The organism is Microbacterium hominis, from assembly GCF_013282805.1.
In the GTDB taxonomy this organism is placed as follows: domain Bacteria; phylum Actinomycetota; class Actinomycetes; order Actinomycetales; family Microbacteriaceae; genus Microbacterium; species Microbacterium hominis_B.
Genome location: NZ_CP054038.1, coordinates 1430947 through 1452277, shown reverse-complemented (window position 1 = coordinate 1452277; position 21331 = coordinate 1430947). Strand labels below are relative to the sequence as shown.

General features: G+C 71.8%; 20 protein-coding genes, 1 tRNA gene and 1 pseudogene. 9 read left to right on the top strand and 13 right to left on the bottom strand.

What is annotated here, in order from left to right; genetic code table 11:
* Positions 1 to 48 precede the first annotated feature (48 nt).
* Complete coding sequence (locus tag HQM25_RS06335; RefSeq protein ID WP_172989471.1) at positions 49 to 618, top strand: hypothetical protein; 570 nt, start codon at positions 49 to 51, stop codon at positions 616 to 618.
* Positions 619 to 643: 25 nt separating this feature from the next.
* Here HQM25_RS06335 and pth read toward each other — a convergent pair whose 3' ends face one another.
* Together pth and HQM25_RS06325 are read right to left on the bottom strand one after the other, a co-directional pair.
* Positions 644 to 1228: an aminoacyl-tRNA hydrolase gene (gene pth / locus HQM25_RS06330; RefSeq protein ID WP_172989470.1), complete on the bottom strand. Its 585-nt coding sequence runs from the start codon at positions 1226 to 1228 to the stop codon at positions 644 to 646.
* A 101-nt stretch (positions 1229 to 1329) separates the two neighbouring features.
* Complete coding sequence (locus HQM25_RS06325) at positions 1330 to 1956, bottom strand: 50S ribosomal protein L25/general stress protein Ctc (RefSeq protein ID WP_172989469.1); 627 nt, start codon at positions 1954 to 1956, stop codon at positions 1330 to 1332.
* Positions 1957 to 2439: 483 nt separating this feature from the next.
* Here HQM25_RS06325 and gndA point away from each other — a divergent pair, with 483 nt between their 5' ends.
* Positions 2440 to 3888 carry an NADP-dependent phosphogluconate dehydrogenase gene (gene gndA / locus HQM25_RS06320; RefSeq protein WP_172989468.1) on the top strand — a complete coding sequence of 483 codons (1449 nt, stop codon included), beginning with the start codon at positions 2440 to 2442 and terminating at the stop codon, positions 3886 to 3888.
* Positions 3889 to 3926: 38 nt separating this feature from the next.
* Here gndA and HQM25_RS06315 read toward each other — a convergent pair whose 3' ends face one another.
* Positions 3927 to 5249: an FAD-binding oxidoreductase gene (locus HQM25_RS06315; RefSeq protein WP_172989467.1), complete on the bottom strand. Its 1323-nt coding sequence runs from the start codon at positions 5247 to 5249 to the stop codon at positions 3927 to 3929.
* Positions 5250 to 5304: 55 nt separating this feature from the next.
* Between HQM25_RS06315 and HQM25_RS06310 the strand changes: the two genes are divergently transcribed.
* A complete protein-coding gene (locus HQM25_RS06310; protein ID WP_172989466.1) occupies positions 5305 to 6294 on the top strand; it encodes an SDR family oxidoreductase in 990 nt (329 codons plus the stop codon).
* A gap of 67 nt (positions 6295 to 6361) precedes the next feature.
* Here HQM25_RS06310 and HQM25_RS06305 read toward each other — a convergent pair whose 3' ends face one another.
* Positions 6362 to 6916, bottom strand: coding sequence for an ABC transporter ATP-binding protein (locus HQM25_RS06305; protein ID WP_367948297.1), 555 nt, complete (start codon positions 6914 to 6916; stop codon positions 6362 to 6364).
* A gap of 116 nt (positions 6917 to 7032) precedes the next feature.
* Positions 7033 to 7449: pseudogene (locus HQM25_RS06300) on the bottom strand (FtsX-like permease family protein); the annotation flags it as partial.
* Positions 7450 to 7531: 82 nt separating this feature from the next.
* Here HQM25_RS06300 and HQM25_RS06295 point away from each other — a divergent pair.
* Entirely contained in the window at positions 7532 to 8260 is a 729-nt protein-coding gene (locus tag HQM25_RS06295) for a response regulator transcription factor (RefSeq protein WP_172989464.1), read from the top strand.
* A complete protein-coding gene (locus HQM25_RS06290) occupies positions 8257 to 9921 on the top strand; it encodes a sensor histidine kinase (RefSeq protein WP_172989463.1) in 1665 nt (554 codons plus the stop codon). Before HQM25_RS06295 ends, HQM25_RS06290 begins: the two co-directional genes overlap by 4 nt.
* Positions 9922 to 9927: 6 nt before the next feature.
* Here HQM25_RS06290 and HQM25_RS06285 read toward each other — a convergent pair whose 3' ends face one another.
* The 6 genes from HQM25_RS06285 to HQM25_RS06260 all read right to left on the bottom strand — a co-directional run bounded on the left by HQM25_RS06285 (position 9928) and on the right by HQM25_RS06260 (position 15525).
* Positions 9928 to 11490: an FAD-dependent oxidoreductase gene (locus HQM25_RS06285; RefSeq protein WP_254359578.1), complete on the bottom strand. Its 1563-nt coding sequence runs from the start codon at positions 11488 to 11490 to the stop codon at positions 9928 to 9930.
* Positions 11491 to 11499: 9 nt separating this feature from the next.
* A complete protein-coding gene (locus HQM25_RS06280; RefSeq protein WP_172989462.1) occupies positions 11500 to 12375 on the bottom strand; it encodes an FAD:protein FMN transferase in 876 nt (291 codons plus the stop codon).
* Positions 12376 to 12377: 2 nt separating this feature from the next.
* Positions 12378 to 12848 (bottom strand): FMN-binding protein, encoded by a 471-nt coding sequence (locus HQM25_RS06275; RefSeq protein ID WP_172989461.1) that lies wholly within the window; start codon positions 12846 to 12848, stop codon positions 12378 to 12380.
* A 128-nt stretch (positions 12849 to 12976) separates the two neighbouring features.
* Positions 12977 to 14008, bottom strand: a complete 1032-nt coding sequence (locus HQM25_RS06270) for a ribose-phosphate diphosphokinase (RefSeq protein ID WP_172989460.1) — start codon at positions 14006 to 14008, stop codon at positions 12977 to 12979.
* Positions 13986 to 15452 (bottom strand): bifunctional UDP-N-acetylglucosamine diphosphorylase/glucosamine-1-phosphate N-acetyltransferase GlmU, encoded by a 1467-nt coding sequence (gene glmU, locus HQM25_RS06265; RefSeq protein WP_172989459.1) that lies wholly within the window; start codon positions 15450 to 15452, stop codon positions 13986 to 13988. The genes HQM25_RS06270 and glmU overlap by 23 nt, the downstream gene beginning before the upstream one ends.
* A gap of 1 nt (position 15453) precedes the next feature.
* Positions 15454 to 15525 (bottom strand) — tRNA-Gln (locus HQM25_RS06260).
* A gap of 105 nt (positions 15526 to 15630) precedes the next feature.
* Here HQM25_RS06260 and HQM25_RS06255 point away from each other — a divergent pair.
* Complete coding sequence (locus HQM25_RS06255) at positions 15631 to 16128, top strand: MarR family winged helix-turn-helix transcriptional regulator (protein WP_172989458.1); 498 nt, start codon at positions 15631 to 15633, stop codon at positions 16126 to 16128.
* 22 nt (positions 16129 to 16150) lie between these two features.
* Here the strand turns inward: HQM25_RS06255 and HQM25_RS06250 are convergent, their stop codons facing one another.
* Positions 16151 to 17998 (bottom strand): ABC-F family ATP-binding cassette domain-containing protein, encoded by a 1848-nt coding sequence (locus HQM25_RS06250; RefSeq protein ID WP_172989457.1) that lies wholly within the window; start codon positions 17996 to 17998, stop codon positions 16151 to 16153.
* A gap of 131 nt (positions 17999 to 18129) precedes the next feature.
* Here HQM25_RS06250 and HQM25_RS06245 point away from each other — a divergent pair, with 131 nt between their 5' ends.
* The 3 genes from HQM25_RS06245 to HQM25_RS06235 are packed head-to-tail and all read left to right on the top strand — an operon-like array spanning position 18130 to position 20300.
* Positions 18130 to 19812, top strand: a complete 1683-nt coding sequence (locus HQM25_RS06245; RefSeq protein WP_172989456.1) for an FAD-dependent oxidoreductase — start codon at positions 18130 to 18132, stop codon at positions 19810 to 19812.
* Entirely contained in the window at positions 19809 to 20099 is a 291-nt protein-coding gene (locus HQM25_RS06240; protein WP_172989455.1) for a metal-sensitive transcriptional regulator, read from the top strand. The genes HQM25_RS06245 and HQM25_RS06240 overlap by 4 nt, the downstream gene beginning before the upstream one ends.
* A 33-nt stretch (positions 20100 to 20132) precedes the next feature.
* Complete coding sequence (locus tag HQM25_RS06235; protein ID WP_172989454.1) at positions 20133 to 20300, top strand: hypothetical protein; 168 nt, start codon at positions 20133 to 20135, stop codon at positions 20298 to 20300.
* A 65-nt stretch (positions 20301 to 20365) separates the two neighbouring features.
* Here the strand turns inward: HQM25_RS06235 and HQM25_RS06230 are convergent, their stop codons facing one another.
* Positions 20366 to 21280: an ABC transporter substrate-binding protein gene (locus HQM25_RS06230; protein ID WP_172989453.1), complete on the bottom strand. Its 915-nt coding sequence runs from the start codon at positions 21278 to 21280 to the stop codon at positions 20366 to 20368.
* Positions 21281 to 21331 lie beyond the last annotated feature (51 nt).

The following is a 21331-nucleotide window of genomic DNA, read 5'->3' as shown; positions in this document are numbered from 1 at the left end:
CGACATCGGCGGCGCCCGGCACCGGCGGCGCCCTCCTAGGATGAACGCGTGAGCGAGAACCCCGAGCAGAACCCGCCCGCTCCCCCGGTGCCGCCGCCCGCCGGGTGGGCCCCGCCGAGCGCGCCGGTGTACGGGCCTCCGCCCGGGTACCCCACCTCCGGCGCGGCGTACGCGCCACCGCCCGGGTCCGCACGGGTGCCCCCTCTGCACCCGCAGCCCGTCGTGCCCGCCGCCACGGGCTCTCCCGCGCTCGGGATCGTCGCGCTCGTGCTCGCCCTCCTCGCCGCCGTGGGCGCGTCACTTCTCGCCGCGGGCGCCGGTGCGGCGATCGCGGCCGGCGCCGGCCGCGAGATCGCCCTGAACGCGTCACCCGATCTCGACCTCTCGGTGCTGGCCCCCGTGCGCGTCTGGGTGCTCGTGGGCGAGGTGTCGTTCTGGATCGGAACCGTGCTGGGCGTCTGGGCGCTCGCCCAGGGCACCGTCGCGATCGTGCGCCGCCGCGGCCGCGGGGTCGGGATCGCCGCCGTCGTGGTGGCCGCGCTCGGCCCCGTGATCTTCTTCACGGCGCTGCAGATCGGGCTCGCGGCCGGCTTCGGGATGAGCGGACTCTCGGGCTGACACGGCCCCGGCGCGCTGACGCCGCCTACGCCCGCGGGGCGTGGTGCTTCTGCTGGGCGGCGACCAGCCCCTCGTCGACGAGCTGCTCGACGGCGTCGGCCGCGTCGCCGAGGAGGATCGGCAGGTTCTTGCGCTCGGTCGCGCCGAAGGGGTCGAGCACCCAGTCTGCGGCGTCCTGCCGCCCCGGGGGACGACCGATGCCCACACGCACACGCGGGAACTCCGGGGTGGCGAGTGCCTTGGCCACATCCCGCACGCCGTTGTGGCCGCCGTGGCCGCCGCCGATCTTGAGCTTGATCGTGTCGAAGGGGATGTCGAGCTCGTCATGGACGACCACGACACGCGCCGGCTCGATCCCGTAGTACTTGGCCAGCGACGACACCGGCCCGCCCGAGACGTTCATGAAGGAATTGGGCTTGGCGAGGATGAGCTTGGCCGCACCCGGGCGCAGCCAGGTCTCGGCGACGCGGGCGTTCGCTTTGTGCGCCGCGAAGCCCTGGCCGCGGCGTGCCGCGAGCTCGTCGACGACCAGCTGGCCGACGTTGTGCCGGGTCAGCTCATAGCGCGGTCCGGGGTTGCCGAGACCGACGATCAGCCACGCGTCTGCCATGTCATCCATCCTGCCCGAGGGCGCCATAACGAAAGAAACGAGGGGTGCGGCATCCCGCACCCCTCGTCTGGATCATCGGCCTCTCGGCCGGATCGGGAGACCTACTCCGCGGCCTCGGCCTCGGAAGCGTCCGCGGCGGCCTCGGTCTCACCCTCGGCGGCCTCGTCGTCGGCGGCGGCAGCGGCCGCGGGCACCGAGATCGCGACGATCAGCAGCTCGGGGTCGGCGATGAGCGACGCGCCCTTGGGCAGGGTCAGCTCGCCGGCGGTGATGTGGGTGCCCTCTTCGAGGCCCTCCACGGAGAGCTCGATGTGCTCGGGAATGTGGGTCGCCTCGACCTCGAGCGCCACCGAAACGGCGTCGAGGTTCGCGATGGTGCCCGCGAACGATTCGCCCACGACGACGATGGGAACGTCGACCTGGATCTTCTCGCCGGCCTTGACCACGAGCAGATCGATGTGCTCGATGATCTGGTGCACGGGGTCCTTCTGCACGTCCTTCACGAGAGCGAGCTGCGGCTTGCCGGCGATGTCGAGCTCGAGCACGGCGTTGGCGCGGCGGACCAGGAGCGAGACCTGGTGGCCGGGAAGCGCGACGTGCACGGGGTCGGTGCCGTGACCGTAGATGACGGCGGGGATCTTGCCGGCGGCACGGAGGCGGCGGGCGAAGCCCTTGCCGAAGCTCTCGCGAACCTCGGCCTGGACCTTGGTGTCGATGTCCTGGGACATGTGTTCTCCTCGCGGGCGCACGCGCCCGTTCTTCCAAGCGGACCCGTGTGGTCCGAAATGTGTGGGGTCTGGTTTCGACTCGAACGCGAGCGCGTGAGGAAAGCCGGGAGCCTGCTTCACTGCGTCGATCACGGATGCCGCACCCGTCGTTTCCGCGGGCGCGAGGAATCCCTCGCCGAAGTACAGTCCGCAAGTCTACCAGCGGCACGGCTACGATGAGGAACCGCACTCGAACTCACCGACGGAGGACTGCATGGACTACGGCTTCTGGAGCCACGCACTGCTGTGGATCATCGGGGGCGTCGCCGCCCTGGGAACGCTCGGCACCGTGCTCGCCTTCTGGTCGATGGGCCGCCAGGCGTACAAGGACTGAGCCGCTCCTGCTCACAACCGCGCACCCGCCCCGGTGAGCGGTCCGCTCCCGTCGCGTAACACGGACGCGCCAGACTCTAGGCTGGATAGCGACCGACGACAGGAGTTTCAGTGACCGAGGCAGCAGCGAACATCGGCGTGGTGGGCCTTGCGGTGATGGGGTCGAACCTCGCCCGCAACCTGGCCAGCCGCGAGGGCAACACGGTGGCGGTCTACAACCGCAGCCGCTCCAAGACCGACGAACTGGTCGCGGACCACCCCGAGGCCGGCTTCGTCCCCTCGTTCTCCTACGAGGAGTTCGCCGCCTCGCTGACCGTGCCGCGCACCGCGGTGATCATGGTCAAGGCCGGCGGCCCCACCGACGCGGTGATCGATTCGCTGCTGGAGGTCTTCGAGCCCGGCGACATCATCGTCGACGGCGGCAACGCGCTGTTCACCGACACGATCCGCCGTGAGAAGGCCGTGCGCGCCACCGGTGTGAACTTCGTGGGCATGGGCGTGTCCGGCGGTGAGGAGGGCGCTCTGCTGGGCCCGTCGCTGATGCCCGGCGGCTCGGACGAGTCGTGGGTCACCCTCGGCCCGATCCTCCGCTCGATCGCGGCGGTCGCCGAAGGCGAGCCGTGCGTCACGCACGTCGGCCACGACGGCGCCGGCCACTTCGTGAAGATGGTGCACAACGGCATCGAGTACGCCGACATGCAGCTGATCGCGGAGGCCTACGACCTCATCCGCCGCGGCACCGGCAAGTCCCCCGCCGAGATCGCGGATGTCTTCGCCGAGTGGAACCGGGGTGAGCTCGAGAGCTACCTCATCGAGATCACGGCCGAGGTGCTGCGCCAGATCGACGCCGAGACCGGCAAGCCCCTCGTCGACGTGATCCTGGACCAGGCCGGCGCCAAGGGCACCGGCGCGTGGACCGTGCAGACCGCCCTCTCGCTCGGCGTGCCGGTCTCGGGCATCGCCGAGGCCACCTTCGCCCGGTCCCTCTCCAGCCACCCCGAGCAGCGCACCGTCTCGCGCGACCTGCCCGGTCCCGCCGAGGGCCTGACCGTCGAGGACGCCGACGCGTTCATCGAGCAGGTGCGCCTGGCCCTGTACGCGTCGAAGATCGTCGCCTACAGCCAGGGCTTCGACGAGATCCGTGCCGGCGCCGCAGAATACGGCTGGTCGATCGACCTGGGTGCCGTGTCGAAGATCTGGCGCGGCGGCTGCATCATCCGCGCCCAGTTCCTCAACCGGATCGCCGACGCCTACGACGCCGAGCCCGGTCTTCCCGTGCTGCTCACCGCCCCGTACTTCGTCGAGGCCCTCGGCCGCGCGCAGGACGCGTGGCGGCACATCGTGCAGGTCTCGGCCGCGGCCGGCATCCCCGCCCCCGCGTTCTCGTCGTCGCTGGCGTACTACGACGGGCTGCGCGCCGAGCGCCTCCCCGCCGCCCTCATCCAGGGACAGCGCGACTTCTTCGGCGCCCACACCTACAAGCGCATCGACAAGGACGGCACCTTCCACACCCTGTGGTCGGGCGACCGCACCGAGATCGAAGCCGAGGACACGCACTGACCGTCATCTGAGGTCGGCCCGGGTCTCGATCCTGGCGCTCACGGCACCAGATTGTGGTTGCGGCAGAAGATGTTGCCGGGATCCCACGCGCGCTTGACCGCGCACAGGCGCGTCATCGTCTCGGGCGGGAACATCCGCGACGCCCACCCCGGGTCGGTCGAGGTGGTGAAGTTGCCGTAGACCCCGGCGCCCCGCGCCTCGATCGCCGCCCAGTCGGCTTCGGTCGCGGCGCGGGCGTCGTCGTCCATCATGCCCGGGACATCGAACGCCCCCGCCATGGCGAACCACGTCGCCTCCCGGGCCGGGAAGGGCGTCGCGTCCTGGGGAACCTCGCCGAACGCGCCCCCGAGCGACCGCAGCATGAGCACCGATGCCGGGCGTGACTCGCGGAAGGCCGCGAGCCGGTCGATGTCCTCGTCGCTCACGCCGCACAGCAGCGTGTTGCCGCCGACGAAGCCCGGCATCGGGTGCTCGGGGTCGGCTTCCGGGGCATCCAGCAGCAGATCGGGGTAGGACACGGAACCGAACTCGCGCTCATCGACACCCGACAGCGCCAGCGCCGGCGCGAGCACGCGGCGAAGCGCCTCCTCGTCATCGCCGACCCACACCGCGGTGATCGTGGCACCCGCGGGGGCCACGGGGTCCATCGGGGGCACATCGACGTAGGTGACCGTGAGTTCGCGAGGCGCCTCGGCCATGACCTCCCTCAGCGCGCGCAGCACGGGTCGCGCGTCGCCGCTCACCCCCAGCACCGCGGCCACGACGCCGTCGAGACGGTGCGCACGGAAGTCGAAGCGCGTCACCACGCCGAAGTTGCCACCGCCGCCTCGCAATGCCCACAGCAGGTCGGGATGCGACGCGTCGGTGGCCTCGAGCACCTCGCCCCGCGCGGTGATCAGCTGCGCGCCGACGAGCTGGTCGGCGGCGAGCCCCCACGCGCGCACCATGAGCCCGATTCCGCCGCCGAGCGTCAGTCCGCCCACACCCACCGACGCCGTGTCGCCGGAGCTGAGTCCGAGCCCCCGCGCCGACAGCTCGCGCGCGACCTCTCCCCACCGCGCACCTCCCCCGATCCGCACGATCGCGCGCCCCTCGACATCGACGGGGTCGATGTCGATGGCGTCGAGCGCGGAGATGTCGAGCGTCAGCCCGCCGGGGACCTCGCCCCAGGCGCTGTGGCCGCCGCCGCGGATCATGACGTCGAGGCGCTCGGCGGCCGCGTAGCGCAGAGCGCCGCGCACGTCGTCGATCGAGGTGGCCCGCACGATGGCGGCGGGAGTGCCGATGCCGGAGTGGAAGCGGCGGGCGGCGTCCCACTCGCCGTCGCCGGGGCGGAGCACGGTGGTCTGGTCGAGTGTCATGGCCGACACCCTAGACCCCCGTCCCGACACGGCGGCAGGGCGTTAGGGTGAACGCGTGGCGAGCATCCTCTTCCTCGGCGGCACCGGCACGATCAGCGCGGCGTGCGTGCGGCGTGCGGTGGAGCGGGGGCACGAGGTCACCGTGCTCAACCGCGGCACCGCGCGACGGGCGATCCCCGACTCCGTGCGCGTGCTGCAAGCCGACCTGCGCGATCCCGCATCGGTGCGCGACGCGCTCGGCGACCGCTCCTTCGACGTCGTATGCCAGTTCGTCGCGTTCGCGCCTGAGCACGTGCGAGCCGACGTCGCCCTGTTCGAGGGCCGGTGCGGGCAGTACGTGTTCATCAGCTCCGCCTCCACCTACGAGAAGCCGCCGCGTCGCCTGCCGATCACCGAGTCGACGCCGCTGCGCAACCCGTACTGGCAGTACTCGCGCGACAAGATCGCGTGCGAGGACGTGCTGGTGGGTGCGTTCCGCGAGCGCGGGTTCCCGATCACCATCGTGCGGCCCTCGCACACCTACGACGAGCAGATCCTGCCGACGATCGGCGGCTGGACAGACGTGGCGCGGATGCGCGACGGCCGTCCGGTCGTGGTGCACGGCGATGGGACGAGCCTGTGGACGCTCACGCACGCCGACGACTTCGCGGTCGGCTTCGTGGGACTGCTCGGCACCCCCCTGGCCCTCGGCGACAGCTTCACGATCACGGGCTCGCACGCCCCGACCTGGAACCAGATCTACGAGTGGGTCGGCGCGGCCGCCGGCATCCCCTCCCCCGAGCTCGTGCATGTCGCGTCCGACACCTTCGCGGTGTTCGCGCCCGAGCGCGGTCCGTCACTGCTCGGCGACAAGACCCACTCCGCGGTGTTCGACTGCACGAAGATCCAGGCGCTCGTGCCGGAGTTCGCCACGACGATCACGTTCGACGAGGGGGCCCGGCGCGTGCTCGGCTGGTTCGATGCGCACCCCGAGGCGCAGCGGGTCGACCCCGAGCGGGACGCCGCCTTCGACCGGATGGTCGCCCACGCGCGGTCTGCGGGCTGAACCGTGGGACGGCGGGTGCGGCATCCGTTCCCGCCCCCACAACGAGAGGGATGCCGCACCCGCGGTCTCACAGCTCGGTGACGACGCCCTTCGCGAGGCGGATCCGCCGCCCCGCACGACGCGCGACCGCCGAGTCGTGGGTCACGACCACGAGCGTCAGCCCGTCGCCGTTGAGGCCCTCCAGAAGCGCGAGGATCTCGTCGCGCATGCTCTCGTCGAGGTTGCCGGTGGGCTCGTCGGCCAGCAGCACGCGCGGCCGCTTGACGATGGCGCGGTCGGCGAGGCCGACGTGGGTGAGCGCCTCGGTGACGCGCGCGGCGCGCTCGGCGGCGGGCAGGTGCAGCGGCTCGAGCGCCATGTCCACGCTCTCGTGCGCGGTCAGCGTCGGGATGAGGTTGAACCCCTGGAACACGAAGCCGATCTCGTGCGCCCGCACGCGCTGGAGCTCGGCGCCGGAGGCTGTCGAGATGTCGACGCCGGCCACGTGCACCGAGCCGGCCGACGGCCGGTCGAGCGCCCCGAGGATCTGCAGCAGCGTGGACTTGCCTCCTCCGGTCGGGCCCTGGATGGTGAGGAAATCGCCCGCGTCGATGGTGAGGTCGACGCCCGTGAGCGCCTTCACGACGCGCTGCTTCTGCGTGTACGTGCGGGTGACGCCGCTCAGCGTGCGCCGTCTGGGTGATGGTGGTCATGACAGCTCCTGTGTCGTCGAACGGGAACGGAAGGGGAAAGCGGGGCTCACGAGACCGACCGCAGTGCTTCGGCGGGACTCAGGCGCGCAGCCCGCCAGCCGCCGAACGCGCCGGCGGCGAGACCGCCGAGCACCGCGAGTCCGACCGCGGCGAGCACCACGGTGAGGGTGACCGGCGCCTGCAGCACGATGTCGGCCGTCTGGGCGGCGAACGGGCCGCCGACGCCGCCTCCGGGCCCGCCTTGGGCGCCGCCGGGGAAGCCGCCCTGAACGCCCTCGGCCACCTGCGGCGCCGACGAGATCGTGGGCGAGACGAGGTTGATCACGGCGATCCCGGCCAGACCCACGGCCAGCCCGATCGCGCCGCCGATGAGCCCCTGCACCATCGACTCGCCGGCGACCTGACCGACGACGCGGCCGTTGGTCCAGCCGATCGCCTTCAGGGTGCCGAACTCTGGATTCCGCATGAGTGCGGCATCCCGTTTCACAGCCACCGCATAGCGCGCACCATAGGAATCTCATAGGTCGGGGCACACAATGGAGCACATGACCGCTCCCGCCACCGTTCTCCAGCGCCCCGACGGCTCCTCGCCCCGCGTTCTCGTCGTCGACGACGAGCAGATGCTCACCGACCTCCTGTCGATGGCGCTGCGCATGGAGGGATGGGAGGTGCGCACCGCCGCCTCCGGCTTCGAGGCGCTGCAGTCGGCGCGGGAGTTCTCCCCGGATGCGATCGTGCTCGACATCATGATGCCCGACCTCGACGGCATGGCGGTGCTGCAGCGGCTGCGCCAATCGGGCGACGACGTGCCGGTGCTGTTCCTCACCGCCAAGGACGCCGTCGGCGACCGGATCGCGGGCCTCACCGCCGGCGGCGACGACTACGTCACCAAGCCCTTCAGTCTCGAGGAGGTCGTCGCACGGCTCCGGGGCCTGATGCGTCGCGCGGGCACCGCGCACGCGGGCGGCGCGGAGCCCATCCTGCGCGTGGGCGATCTCTCGCTCAACGAGGACAGCCATGAGGTCGAGCGCGCGGGCGCCCAGATCGAGCTGACCGCGACGGAGTTCGAGCTGCTGCGCTACCTCATGCGCAACCAGCGCCGAGTGGTCTCGAAGGCGCAGATCCTCGACCGCGTGTGGAACTACGACTTCGGCGGCCGCTCGAGCGTCGTCGAGCTCTACATCTCGTACCTGCGCAAGAAGATCGACCAGGGCCACGAGCCGCTCATCCACACCGTGCGCGGCGTCGGCTACATGATCAAGGCGCCCCAATGACCCATCCTGAGACAGGACGGGATGCCGCGCCCGGCCCGGACACCGCGGTCGAGCCCGAGCACGCAGCCCCCGACCCGCGCGGCACCGAGGGCGGGCGCGAACCGGCAGCGACCCGCACGCGCGCGCAGCGGCGCCCCTGGACTCTGCAGCGGCGCCTGATCGTCACGGTGGTCGGCATCGTCTCGCTCATCCTCGTGTTCGTCGCCGGTGCCACCAGCGTGATCCTCGGGAGCGTCCTGGAGAGCCGCCTCGACCAGCAGGTGCGGGCGACGGCCGAGCGCACCTCGCAGTGGATCGGTCCGTACCTGCGCGCCGACCTCAGCGCCGAGGAGATCCTCGAGGACCGCCCCGTCGAGCCCGGGTTCTTCCTCGCGGTCGGCACGCCGGCCTCGGGCGTCACGGCGGCGGTGACCTCCGACGACGGCGCCGTCGTGCCGCTCACCGACGACCAGATCGACCAGATGGGCGCGGGGGTCGAGGACCAGGACCGCGGTGCCGCGACCGTGACGATCGACGAGGTGGGCACCTACAGCGTCGAGGGGTTCTCGTTCGGACCGGCGGCTGCCGTGGTGGGAGTCTCGCGCGCCGACGTGGTGGGCACCCTCAGCCAGATGCTCATCACGATCGCCCTTCTCACCCTCGGCGGCCTCGTGCTGCTGGGCGCGGCGACGGCCTGGACGATCCGCGCGGGACTCGCGCCGCTGCGCGCCGTCGCGGAGACCGCCACCCGCGTGTCGCGCCAGCGGCTCGATCAGGGCGAGGTGTCCATCAGCGAGCGCGTCCCCGCCGCGCAGGCCGACCCGCGCACCGAGATCGGCCGCGTCGGCGAGGCTCTGAACACCCTGCTCGACCATGTGGATGCCTCACTCGATGCCCGGCAGCGCAACGAGGAGCGCATGCGCACCTTCGTCGCCGATGCGAGCCACGAGCTGCGCACGCCGCTGGCCTCGATCCGCGGCTATTCGGAGCTGTCGCTGCGCGCACTGAACTCCCCGAACGACGCCGTGTCGGCGGAGGCGGTTGCTGAGACCACCGGCTCGGCGCTGGAGCGCATCCAGGCGCAGTCCCTGCGGATGACGACCCTCGTCGAGGACCTGCTGCTGCTCGCGCGCCTGGACGAAGGGCAGGAGCTCGTCTTCGGCAGCGTCGATGTGTCGCGCCTGGCGATGGAGGCGGTCGCCGACGCCCAGCCGGCGGGCCCCGACCACACCTGGCGCCTCGATCTCCCCGAGGAGCCGGTCATCATCGCCGGCGACGGGTCGCGCGTGACGCAGGTGCTCGCGAACCTCCTGGCCAATGCCCGCACCCACACGCCGGCCGGCACGACCGTGACGGTGGGAGTCCGCCACGACGACGGCGCGGCCGTGGTGTCGGTGCACGACGACGGCCCGGGCGTGGACCCGGCGCTGCGCGACGAGCTCTTCGAGCGCTTCGCACGCGCCGATCGCTCCCGTGCCCGCAAGACCGGCGGCACCGGACTCGGCCTGTCGATCGCGCGGGCGATCGTCGATGCCCACGGCGGCACGATCGGCGTCGAGAGCGAGCCGGGCGACACCACCTTCACCGTGCGGCTGCCCGCCAGGCCCGCCGACCCCGCGCCGATCGGAGAAGCGCTCGAAGGGCCGCAGGCGACCGCCGCGAAGACCGCCGAGGCCCGCTGACCCGGTTCAGTACCCCGAGAAGGCGTCGGTCGTGATCGAGTGCGCCTTCTCCAGCGCCGGCGCGAGCTCGGCGATGAGTCCGGGCGGGCCCGAGATGTACGCGTGGCGGGCAGAGATGTCGGGCACCACCCGGAGGAGCCCCTCGGCGTCCAGGCGCACCCCGCGCGCCCAGAACCAGGTCGGCGGCAGATTCTGCGGCTCATCACGGGTGAAGACCACGACGTGGATGCCGGCGGCCTCGATCTCCTCGCGGAAGGCGAGCTCCGACGCCTCGGAGGCCACGTACACCAGCACCACATCGCGGTCGTGCCCCGACAGGCGCATGTGCCGCACCTGGGACACGAACGGCGTGACGCCGATGCCGGCGGCCACCATCAGCACGGGGCTCGCTTCGCGCGAGGGCAGCAGGAAGTCCCCCCACACGCCCGTCACGGCCAGATCGGTGCCCGCGGTGACCTGCGCGAGCGCCTTCTTGTACGAGCTCAGCGGCTTGCTGCTCGGCGCCTCGCGGAAGGCCACCTTCACGATCGGGTGGTCCTCGGGGGCGGAGACGATGCTGAACTCGCGGCGCGTGCCGCGCGCGTCGGCGTGACGGTGCGGGACGTCGAGCTCGAGGTACTGGCCGGGTTGGAACCGCAGGCGGCGGTGGGAGCGGAATGCGAGTTCGCGCACGGTCGGGGTCAGCTCGGTGCGCGACTCCAGCGTCAGGCGCACCGCGGTGCGCACCGAGAAGGCACAGGCGACGAGGTTGCCGATCAGCAGCGCCCGCTCCTGGCCGAGGCTGATCGCGCCGACATCGATCGGCCACCCGGCGAGCACGCCGACCACGGCGGCCACCGTCATCTGCTGCCAGCGTCGCGGCGGCAGGGTCAGGGGCTCCGAGAGCATGAAGGCGCCGAGGAACAGGAACGGCGACGACCACAGCTGCGCCCAGAGGATGTCGCCGATCTCGACGGCGAGCCCGGCCTCCTGATACTGCACGGTCGTGCGCACCACCGCGACCGCCACCGCGACCACGAGGAACAGCGCGACCACGCGCACCTTCTCGGTGCGCCACAGCACGGCCAGCCCGAGCACGATCACCGGGCCCGCGAGGGCGGGCGTGCCCACCCACCACGCAGAGGCGCCCAGCTGCGGCCACGCGATGCTGAGCAGGGTCAACGCGGTCGCGCCGACGGCGGCCGGGTTGAACAGGTGACGGCCGCGCCAGGCGAGCAGGTACTTCGACAGCGACGCGACCGCCCCCGCCAGCGCGATGCCGATCAGCGCCGCGACCTCGAGCGAAGGCCGGAGCACGAACAGCAGGATGTGCGCGGTGATCAGCGACGATTCCAGGCGCCAATGCAGGTGGAGCACGTGCTGTGCGGCGTAGTCGACGGCGATGCAGACGGCCGCGAGAACGGCGAGGGTCGCCACCAGCTCGAGCGGACCCGGTGCGACCCGGCCGAACAGCGACAGGACGAAGGCGATCACCGCCAGGGCCGCGAGCGCCAGATACGCCAGTCGATACATCGACACGCGTCCGAGCACGGCGAACACACGGTTCCACAGGGCGGTGATCACGCTCACTGCTCCACGCTATCGTCCCGTGAACAGGTCGGCCGTGCAGCCCGGCGACCATTCGACCCGCCCATCGGTGAGCATGCGCACCCACGACACGCCCCACTCATGGGCGAGTGCCTCGCCGCCGTCGAAGAACAGGGCGGTGGCGATCGCATCCGCCCGCATCGCGGTGTCGGCGACCGCCCACGTCGCGGCGACCGCGCGCACGGGCTCCCCCGTGCGCGCGTCGAGCACGTGGTGGAGCCCGTCGCCCCACGCGCGGCGGTTCACCGCCGACGCGCACAGCGCGGCATCCCGCACCTCCCACACCCCGATCGCGCGACGGGTGTCGTAGGGGTGCTCCAGACCGATGCGCTGCGGGATGCCGCGCACGGCGATGTCTCCGCCGGCGTCGATCACCGCCGGGTGTGCGCCGATGGCGCCGATCACCTCGGCGAGCACCAGGTCGACGAGCCGTCCTTTGCCGAGGGCGCCCACGTCGATGACGGCCGGCGCGTCCAGCCGCAGCAGGCCCCCGCCCCAGTGCAGCAGCGAGCGCCAGTCGCGGGGCGCCGGAACCGGGCCACGATCGACGAGGGCGTAGTCGGGGTCGTAGCCGCGCGCCTCCAGCGCACCGCCGACGAGCGGGCTCACCGCCCCGGCGGTCGCCGTCGACAGCGCCCCGAACGCCTCGAGCATCGCCGCCGCGTCGGGCGGCTCGGGTGCCGTGCCCCCCGCCTCGGCGAGCCGCCGCACCGTGGAGTCGCCGCGGAAGCGCGACCACGCCGCATCGAACCGCTCGATGAGCGCCGTCACCCGGGCCCGCGCGCGCGCGTCCAGAGCGGGGGAGGTCTCGACCTCCCACGCCGTGCCGATCGCGTCGAACCGCCACACGGCGGCCGGCGCGGTCATCGTCACGCCGCCGCTTCGGCCTTGATCGTCGCGATCGCCTCGTTGAAGCCGCCGCTGGTCAGCGACGAGCCCGCCACGCGGGAGACCGAGATCTCGTCGATGTCCTGGCCGACGACGGCATCCGAGATGCCGCCGATGAACTGGCCCTGATACTGCTGGGATTCCCGCTTCTGCGGATCCCCGGTGACCTCGACGGCGGTGATGACGTCAGCTTCGAGGGTCACGGTCACCGAAATCGTCTCGACCGACTCCGGCGTCGCGTACGACCCCTCGGCGGTGTAGGTGCCGTCGGCGTAGGCACCGGTCGACGCAGTGCCCGCATCGGCGCCCGAGTCCGTGCTCGCTCCCGTGCTGTCCTCGGTGTCCTGCTCTGCGGCCGCGCCGGCACAGCCGGCGAGCGCGAAGACTCCGGCGACACCGAGGACGGCGGCCCCGACGCGAACAGGACGGGGTGCTGCGGTGCTGCGGATCATCGTGGTCCTCTCCTTCAGCCCGTCCGTTCGACGGGGATGCGTCCACTGTGGCCGTGGCTGTGCGCCATCGTGCAGGAATCGCCTATGAATCAGCCAAGAGGGCCGCCCGACACGGGCGGCCCGCCGACTCAAGCAGCGCCGTCGAACATGCTCGTGACCGAGCCGTCCTCGAAGACCTCGTGGATCGCGCGCGCCAGCAGCGGAGCGATCGGCAGCACCGTCAGTGAAGGGAACTTCTTCTCGTCGGGCAGTGGGATCGTGTCGGTGACGACGACCTCGTCGATGGCGGCGCTCTGCAGGCGCTGGGACGCCGGGTCGCTGAAGACGGGGTGGGTCGCGGCGACGATGACCTTCACGGCGCCGTTGGCCTTGAGGGCCTCGGCCGCCTTCACGATGGTGCCGCCGGTGTCGATCATGTCGTCGACGAGGAGGCACACGCGGCCCTCGACGTCACCGACGATCTCGTTCACGGTGACCTGATTGGCCACGTTCGGGTCGCGGCGCTTGTGGATGATCGCCAGCGGCGCCCCGAGGCTGTCCGACCAGGTGTCGGCGACGCGCACACGGCCGGTGTCGGGCGAGACGACCGTGAGCAGGTCGCGGTCTGCGGGGCTGAGGGTGCGCTGGAAGTACTCCAGCAGCACGGGCTTGGCGAACAGGTGGTCGACGGGGCCGTCGAAGAAGCCCTGGATCTGCGCCGCGTGCAGGTCGACGCTCATGACGCGGTCGGCGCCGGCGGTCTTGAGCAGATCGGAGACCAGACGCGCGCTGATCGGCTCACGACCGCGACCCTTCTTGTCCTGGCGCGAATACGGGTAGTAGGGCGCCACGACGGTGATGCGCTTGGCGGACGCGCGCTTGGCGGCGTCGAGCATGATGAGCGTCTCCATGAGCCACTCGTTCACCGGCGGACCGAAGCTCTGGATGAGGAACAGATCGCAGCCGCGCACCGAGACCTCGAAGCGCGTGAGGATCTCCCCCGACGCGAACGTGCGGTACTCGGTGGGCACGAGCTCGGTGCCCAGCTGTGCGGCCACTTCCGCCGCCAGCTCCGGATGGGAGCTCCCTCGCGCGACGACCAGCCGCTTCTTGGTCTTCGCGACCAGCCCGGGTGCGATGTCGTTGTCGCGGTCGAGCTCAGTCTTCTTCTTGCGCCCCATCGTCCGCCTTCTGTGCGGACCGAGCCTTGGCCGCGACATCCGCGGCCCCGGTACCCGGTCGGTTCTTCTCGACCCACCCCTCGACGTTGCGCTGAGGGGCGACGCTCAATGCCAGTGCACCGGCGGGAACATCCTTGCGGATGACCGCCCCCGCGCCGGTCTTCGCGCCATCACCGATCCTAACGGGAGCGACGAAGACGTTGTGCGAGCCGGTGTGCACCTCGTCGCCGATCTCGGTGCGGTGCTTGGCGATGTCGTCGTAGTTGGCGGTGATCGCGCCCGCGCCGAGGTTGACGCCCGTGCCGATCGTCGTGTCGCCGATGTACGACAGGTGCGGCACCTTGCTGCGGTCGCCGATCGTCGAGTTCTTGGTCTCGACGAACGTGCCGATCTTGCCCTTCGCACCGAGCACCGTGCCCGGACGCAGGTACGCGAACGGGCCCACGGTGGCACCCGCCCCGATCACGGCGAGGGTCGCGTCGGTGCGCGTGACCGTCGCGCCTGCGCCGACCTCGCAGTCCACCAGACTCGTGTCGGGTCCGACCACCGCGCCCTCGTCGATCACGGTCGCACGCAGGATGTGCGTTCCGGGGAGGACCGTCACGTCGGGGGCGAGGGTCGCGGTGACGTCGATCCACGTCGTCGCGGGGTCCAGGATCGAGGCACCCGCCAGCTGCCAGCGCCGCACTGTGCGGGCGTTGAGCAGCCGCGCGGCCTCCGACAGCTGCACCCGGTCGTTGACGCCGAGCGCGGCATCCGCATCGGGCGCGCCGGCGGCCGCGACCGGCAGCGCCGCCTCGCGCAGGAGCCCGATCACGTCGGTGAGGTACTTCTCGCCCTGGGCGTTGGCGGTGCCCACCTGGGCCAGCTGGGTGCGCAGCTCCCCCGCGCGGAAGACGTAGACGCCGGCGTTGATCTCGGTGACCGCGGCCTCCTCGGCGGTGGCGTCCTTCTGCTCGACGATCCGCACGACGCCGCCCGCGGCATCCCGGATCACCCGGCCGTAGCCGGTGGCATCGTCGAGGGTGGCGCTGAGGACCGTGGCGGCCGCGCCGCTGTCGCGGTGCGCGCCGACGAGCCCGGCGAGGGTCTCGGCCTCCAGCAGCGGCACGTCGCCGCTGAGCACCAGCACATCGCCGGCGAATCCGTCGAGGGCCTCGAGGGCGACTTCGACGGCGCGACCGGTGCCGGGGATCTCGTCCTGGTCGACGACGACCGCCTCGGGCACCGCATCCACGACGGCCGCCGCCACGAGGTCGCGCTCGTGGCGCACCACGACCGCCATGCGCTCGGGCCCCAGCGCACGCGCCGTCGCGAGCACATGGCCGACCAGCGGGCGCCCGCCGATGTGGTGCAGGACCTTCGGCAGCGACGACTTCATGCGCGTGCCCTGCCCCGCAGCGAGGATGATGACGGCCAGCGCGGAGTCGGTGTTCTGTGTCATGCTCCGCCGCCAGGACTCGAACCTGGACCTCACAGCTCCAAAGGCTGTCGTGCTGCCATTACACCACGGCGGACCGCGCGCCCCGTCGGAGCACGCACCCGACAAGTCTGCCAGTCGATCGGGCGGGATGCTGCGCGGCTGCGCTCAGGAATCTGTGGCAGCGCCCGATAATGGTCGGATGGCGCAGGAGTCGGATGAGGTCGACCGGATCGTCGGCGCGTGGGGCACCCAGCGTCCCGACCTCGACTTCTCCCCGCTGGAGGTGCTCTCGCGCGTCGATCGGCTCTCGCGTCACCTCGATCGCGCGCGGCGCGACGCGTTCCGGCGCAGCGAGCTGGAACCGTGGGAATGGGATGTGCTGTCGGCGCTGCGGCGGGCCGGAGAGCCCTTCCAGCTGAGCCCCAAGCAGCTGCTGCTGCAGACCCTCGTCTCGAGCGGCACGATGACCAACCGCATCGACCGGCTGGTCGGCCGCCGGCTCGTTCGCCGCGAGGCGGATCCGGGCGACGGGCGCAGCGTGCTGGTGACCCTCACCGAGGACGGCAGGGTGCGCGTGGATGCCGCCATCACCCGACTCGTCGACGCCGAGGCGGCGCTGCTGGCCAGCCTCTCGCGCGCCGACCGGGAGCGGCTGGCAGCGCTGCTGCGCAAGCTCAGCCTCGGCTTCGGCGGCTGACCGCCCCGCACCCGGGGCCGGGTCAGCCGATCTCCTCCGTGAGGGTGAACCAGCTCTCCTCGACCGCGTCGCGCTCGGCCTCGAGCTCGCCGATGCGCGCCATCTCGGCGCCGAGCCCGACGTAGTCGGCCTGGTCGTGGTCGGCCAGTGCCGTGCGGGCCGCGCCGATCTGCGCCTCCAGCTTCTCCAGCCGCCGCTCGAGCGCGGCGATCTCCTTCTGCGCGGTGCGCAGCGCTGCCCCGGTCAGACCCGCAGGGGCGGTGGATGCCGCGGGTGGGGCGGCAGCGGATGCGGGCGTGGATGCGGTCGTGGATGCGGTCGTGGATGCGTCGCCCAGCGCCCGCGCCCGCAGGCGCAGGTATTCGTCGACGCCGCCGGGAAGGTGGCGCAGGTGCCCCCCGAGGATCGCGTACTGCTGATCGGTGACGCGCTCGAGGAAATAGCGGTCGTGCGAGACGACCAGGAGCGTTCCCGGCCAGGAGTCCAGGAGATCCTCGATGGCGGCGAGCATGTCGGTGTCGAGATCGTTGGTGGGCTCGTCGAGGATGAGCACGTTGGGCTGCTCGAGGAGGATCAGCAGGAGCTGCAGCCGCCGCTTCTGGCCGCCGGAGAGGTCCTTGACCGGCGTCGAGAGCTGGGCGCTGGCGAACCCCATCCGCTCGAGCAGCTGGCCGGGGGTCAGCTCCTGCGCTCGCGAGCCGGTGCCGAACGTGTAGGTCGTGCGCAGGCGCGAGATGACGATGCGGACCGGGTCGGCCAGGTGCTCGTCGAGCTCGTCGAGGCGCTGGGTGAGGGTGGCGACCTTGACGGTCGTGCCGCGCTTGACCCGGCCCGACGTCGGTGAGACCTCGCCCGAGACCAGGCCGAGCAGCGTCGACTTGCCGGCGCCGTTGACCCCGAGGATGCCGGTGCGCTCCCCCGGTGCGATGCGCCATTCGACGGGGTGCAGCACCTCACGGGGGGTTCCGGTCTGCGGGTCGGGGTAGGAGACGGCGGCGTCGAGGAGGTCGACCACGTCCTTGCCGAGGCGAGCCACGGCCAGCGACTGGAGTTCGGTGCGATCGCGGATCTCCGGCACGTCGGCGATCAGCGCGTTGGCCGCATCGATGCGGAACTTCGGCTTCGACGTGCGCGCGGGGGCGCCCCGGCGCAGCCACGCGAGCTCCTTGCGGGCGAGGTTCTGACGCCGCGCCTCGATGGCGGCGGCCTGCCGGTCGCGCTCGACGCGCTGCAGGATGTAGGCCGCGTAGCCGCCGTCGAAGGGCTCGACGATGCGGTCATGCACCTCCCACGTGCGCGTGCACACCTCGTCGAGGAACCACCGGTCGTGGGTGACGACCAGCAGTCCGCCCTGGTTCGCCGACCAGCGGCGCTTGAGGTGATCGGCCAGCCACGAGATCGCCTCGACGTCGAGGTGGTTCGTCGGCTCGTCGAGGAAGATGACATCGTGGTCGCCCGTGAGCAGTGCCGCCAGCGCCACGCGGCGACGCTGACCGCCCGACAGCCCCTGCACGGGGCCGTCCCACGGGATGCCGCTCAGAAGCCCCGCGATCACGTCGCGCGTGCGCGGGTCGCCCGCCCACTCGTGCGCGAGGCGAGTGCCCACGACCGCCTGGGCGACCGTGTGGCTGTCGTCGAGCGTGTCGCCCTGGTCGAGCACCCCCACCCGCACCCCGCCGCGCACGGTGACCCTGCCCGCGTCGGGCTGCAGGCGCCCGGCGAGCATGGCGAGCAGGCTCGACTTCCCGTCGCCGTTGCGGCCGACGATGCCGATGCGATCGCCCTCGTCGACGCCGAGAGAGACGCCGTCGAAGACGACCTTGGTGGGGAATTCCAGGTGGAGGGCCTCAGCCCCGAGCAGATGCGCCATGACCTCTCCAGGCTAGGCGCATCCGCCGCTCCCTCCCGACGATTTGCGTCTTGGATACCCCTAGGGGTATAGTTCAGGACATCGGATCAATACCCCCGAGGGTATACCAGCCCCGGGTGCGAGGAGGAGTCATGAGACTGATCATCGTGGGAGGCGTGGCCGCCGGCATGAGTGCCGCTGCGCGCGCCCGCCGGCACGACGAGAGCGCCGAGATCATCGTGCTCGAGCGCGGCTCGGAGGTCTCGTTCGCCAACTGCGGGCTGCCCTACCACGTCAGCGGTGAGATCGCCGATGCGAACGACCTGCTCCTGCACACCCCGGCCTCGCTGCGCGCCGCGCTGAATCTCGACGTGCGCCTGCACCACGAGGCCACCGCGATCGACACCGCGGCCCGCACGGTGACCGTCGCCGGCCCCGACGGCATCGAAGAGCTCTCCTATGACGCGCTCGTGCTGGCGCCCGGCGCCTCAGCCCTCGTGCCGCCGTTGCCCGGAATCGACTCGCCGCGGGTGCGGACGCTGCGCACCGTGGGCGATGCCGTCGACCTGCGGCAGCGGGTGACCCAGGGTGCGCGACGCGCCGTCGTGCTGGGAGCCGGCTTCATCGGGCTGGAGGCCGCCGAAGCGCTTCGCCACGCGGGCCTCGACGTCGCGGTCGTGGAGCTGGCGCCGCACGTGCTGCCGCCGCTCGAGCAGGAACTGGCGACCCTCGTCACCGAAGAGCTGCAGGGCCTCGGCATCCGGGTGATCGACGGCATCGGCGCCTCCGCCGTGGAGCACGACGCCGACGCCGACACGGTCGTTCTGGCCGACGGCACGCGCCTGGCCGCCGATCTGATCGTGCTGTCGGTCGGCGTGCGCCCCGACACCCGGATCGCCGTCGACGCGGGCATCGAGACGGTGCGCGGCGCGATCATCGTCGACGACCGCGGTCGCACCTCGGCTGACGGCGTCTGGGCCGCGGGCGATGCGACCGCCTCGGCCGACGCGATCACCGGCACGGTGCGCCCGGTCGCCCTGGCAGGCCCCGCCAATCGCGCCGGCCGGCTCATCGCGGACGACGTCTTCGGCTCGGGCTCCGGACGCCGCATCACTCAGCCCCTCGGAACCGCGATCGTGCGGGTCGGCGGCCTGACCGCGGCCATGACCGGCGCGAACCGGGTAGCGCTGGAGGCCGCCGGCATCCCCTTCCGCACGCTCCACCTCCATCCGAATCAGCACGCGGGCTACTTCCCCGGCGCGTCCTCCATCCACCTCGTCGTGCACATCGCGGCCGATGGACGCCTGCTGGGCGCCCAGGCCGTCGGCGGCGAGGGCGTCGACAAGCGCATCGACGTGATCGCCACCGCGATGCGCGGCGGGCTGCTCGCCACCGACCTCATCGACCTCGACCTCGCCTACGCGCCGCCGTACGGAAACGCGAAGGACGCGGTCAACCTCGTCGGAATGGTCGCCGAGAACGTCCTCAACGGGCGCCTGTCGCTGTGGTACGCCGCAGATCTCGAGGAGGTGTCCGGCAGCGCCCTGATCCTCGACGTGCGCACCCCGCGCGAATTCGCGGCCGGGCATCTGCCGAACGCACTCAACATCGCCCACACCGAGCTGCGCGAGCGCATCGACGAGGTGCGGGAGGCCTCCGCGGGGCGGCCGGTGCGGGTTCTGTGCGCGGCCGGAGTGCGGGCGAACATCGCCCACCGCATCCTCGTCGGAAACGGCTTCGACTCCGCCTCGCTGTCGGGCGGCATCCAGACGCTCCGGCATTGGTACGGTGCCGACATCGAGCGCGTTCTCACGACCGAAGGAGCCTTCGCATGATGATCACCGGAACCCCCGAGGAGCAGGCCGCAACGAGGAAGAAGATCCTCAACCGGCTGCGCCGTGCGCAGGGCCAGCTGGCGGGGGTCATCACCGCCATGGAGGCCGGTGGCTCGTGCCGCGACGTGGTGACCCAGCTCGCCGCCGTCACCAGCGCCCTCGACCGCGCCGGATTCGCGATCATCTCCACGGCGATGCGCGACTGCGTCGTCGACCCCGAGGCGGCCGAAGCCGCCGAGGGACTGACCACGGAAGAGCTCGAGAAGCTCTTCCTCTCCCTCGCCTGACGGCGACGACCCCCCACCGAGAGGACCATCCATATGTGCAGGCAGATCACGTGCAAGACGTGCGGCAAGGCGACCTGGGCCGGGTGCGGCCAGCACGTCGAGGAGGCGCTGGCCGGCGTCCCGCGCAGCGCCCGCTGCCAGGGCCACGAGGAGGAGGCGGCACCGCGCCGCGGATTCCTGGCGTCGCTGTTCGGCGGCTGAGCGCGCCGACGCATCGGGCCGGTGGGCACATCGCACAGCGACGCCCACCGGCCCGATGCCGTCTGCTAGAGGCCGTTCTCCTCGAGCCACTGGGCAGCGATGTCGGCCGACGACATCTCCTCCTCGGTGCTCTGCACGTTGAGGGCGACCAGGCCCTCCGGCGTGAGGGCCGCGCTCACGGCGTTGATGACGTCGGCGATCTCGTCGGCGATGTCCGCGCTGGCGACGGGAACGACGTTGGAGGCCAGGAACAGACCCTCCGGGTCTTCGAGCACGACCAGGTCCTGCGTCTGGATGCGCGGGTCGGCCGTGAACACGTTCGCCACATTCACGGTTCCGGCCACGAGGTCTTCGACGGTCGTGTCACCGGTCGCCGAGAATTCGACCTCGACGCCATACGTGTCGGCGAGGCCGGTGGGGCCGTACGGCCGCTCGGCGAGCTCCGGCGGGCCGCCGAGCGTCAGAGGCTCGTCGACGCCCGCGAGATCGGCGATCGAGGCGAGGCCGTTCTCCTCGGCGAACGCCGCCGTGACCGTGTAGGAGTCCTGATCGGTCGCGGTCGACTGGTCGAGCACGACCAGTCCCTCCGGGAGCGCGTCGGGCAGGGCGGCGTAGACGTCGTCGGCGGTGCGCGCCTCGGTCTCGGCGTCGAAGAACTGCAGCAGGTTGCCGCTGTACTCGGGGAACAGCTGCACCTCACCGGCCTCGAGCGCGGGGATGTAGGCGTCGCGCTGGCCGATGTTGAACTGACGCTCGACGTCGAAACCGGCGTTCTCGAGCGCCTGGGCGTAGATCTCGGCGATGATCTCGTTCGAGTAGTACGCCTGCGAGCCGACGACGATGGTGTCTCCGCTCGCCGCCGGAGCGCTGTCGTCGGGGGTGTCGAGGGGGCTCTCGGACGAGCAGGCGGCGAGGGCGAGGGCGGCGCCGGCCGCCAGGGCGACCGCGGCGAGGGCGCGGCGGGATCGTGCTGCGAACATGGGTCTCTCTTCTCTCGGTGTGGGATTGCAGGAGGGGTTCATGCGGGATTG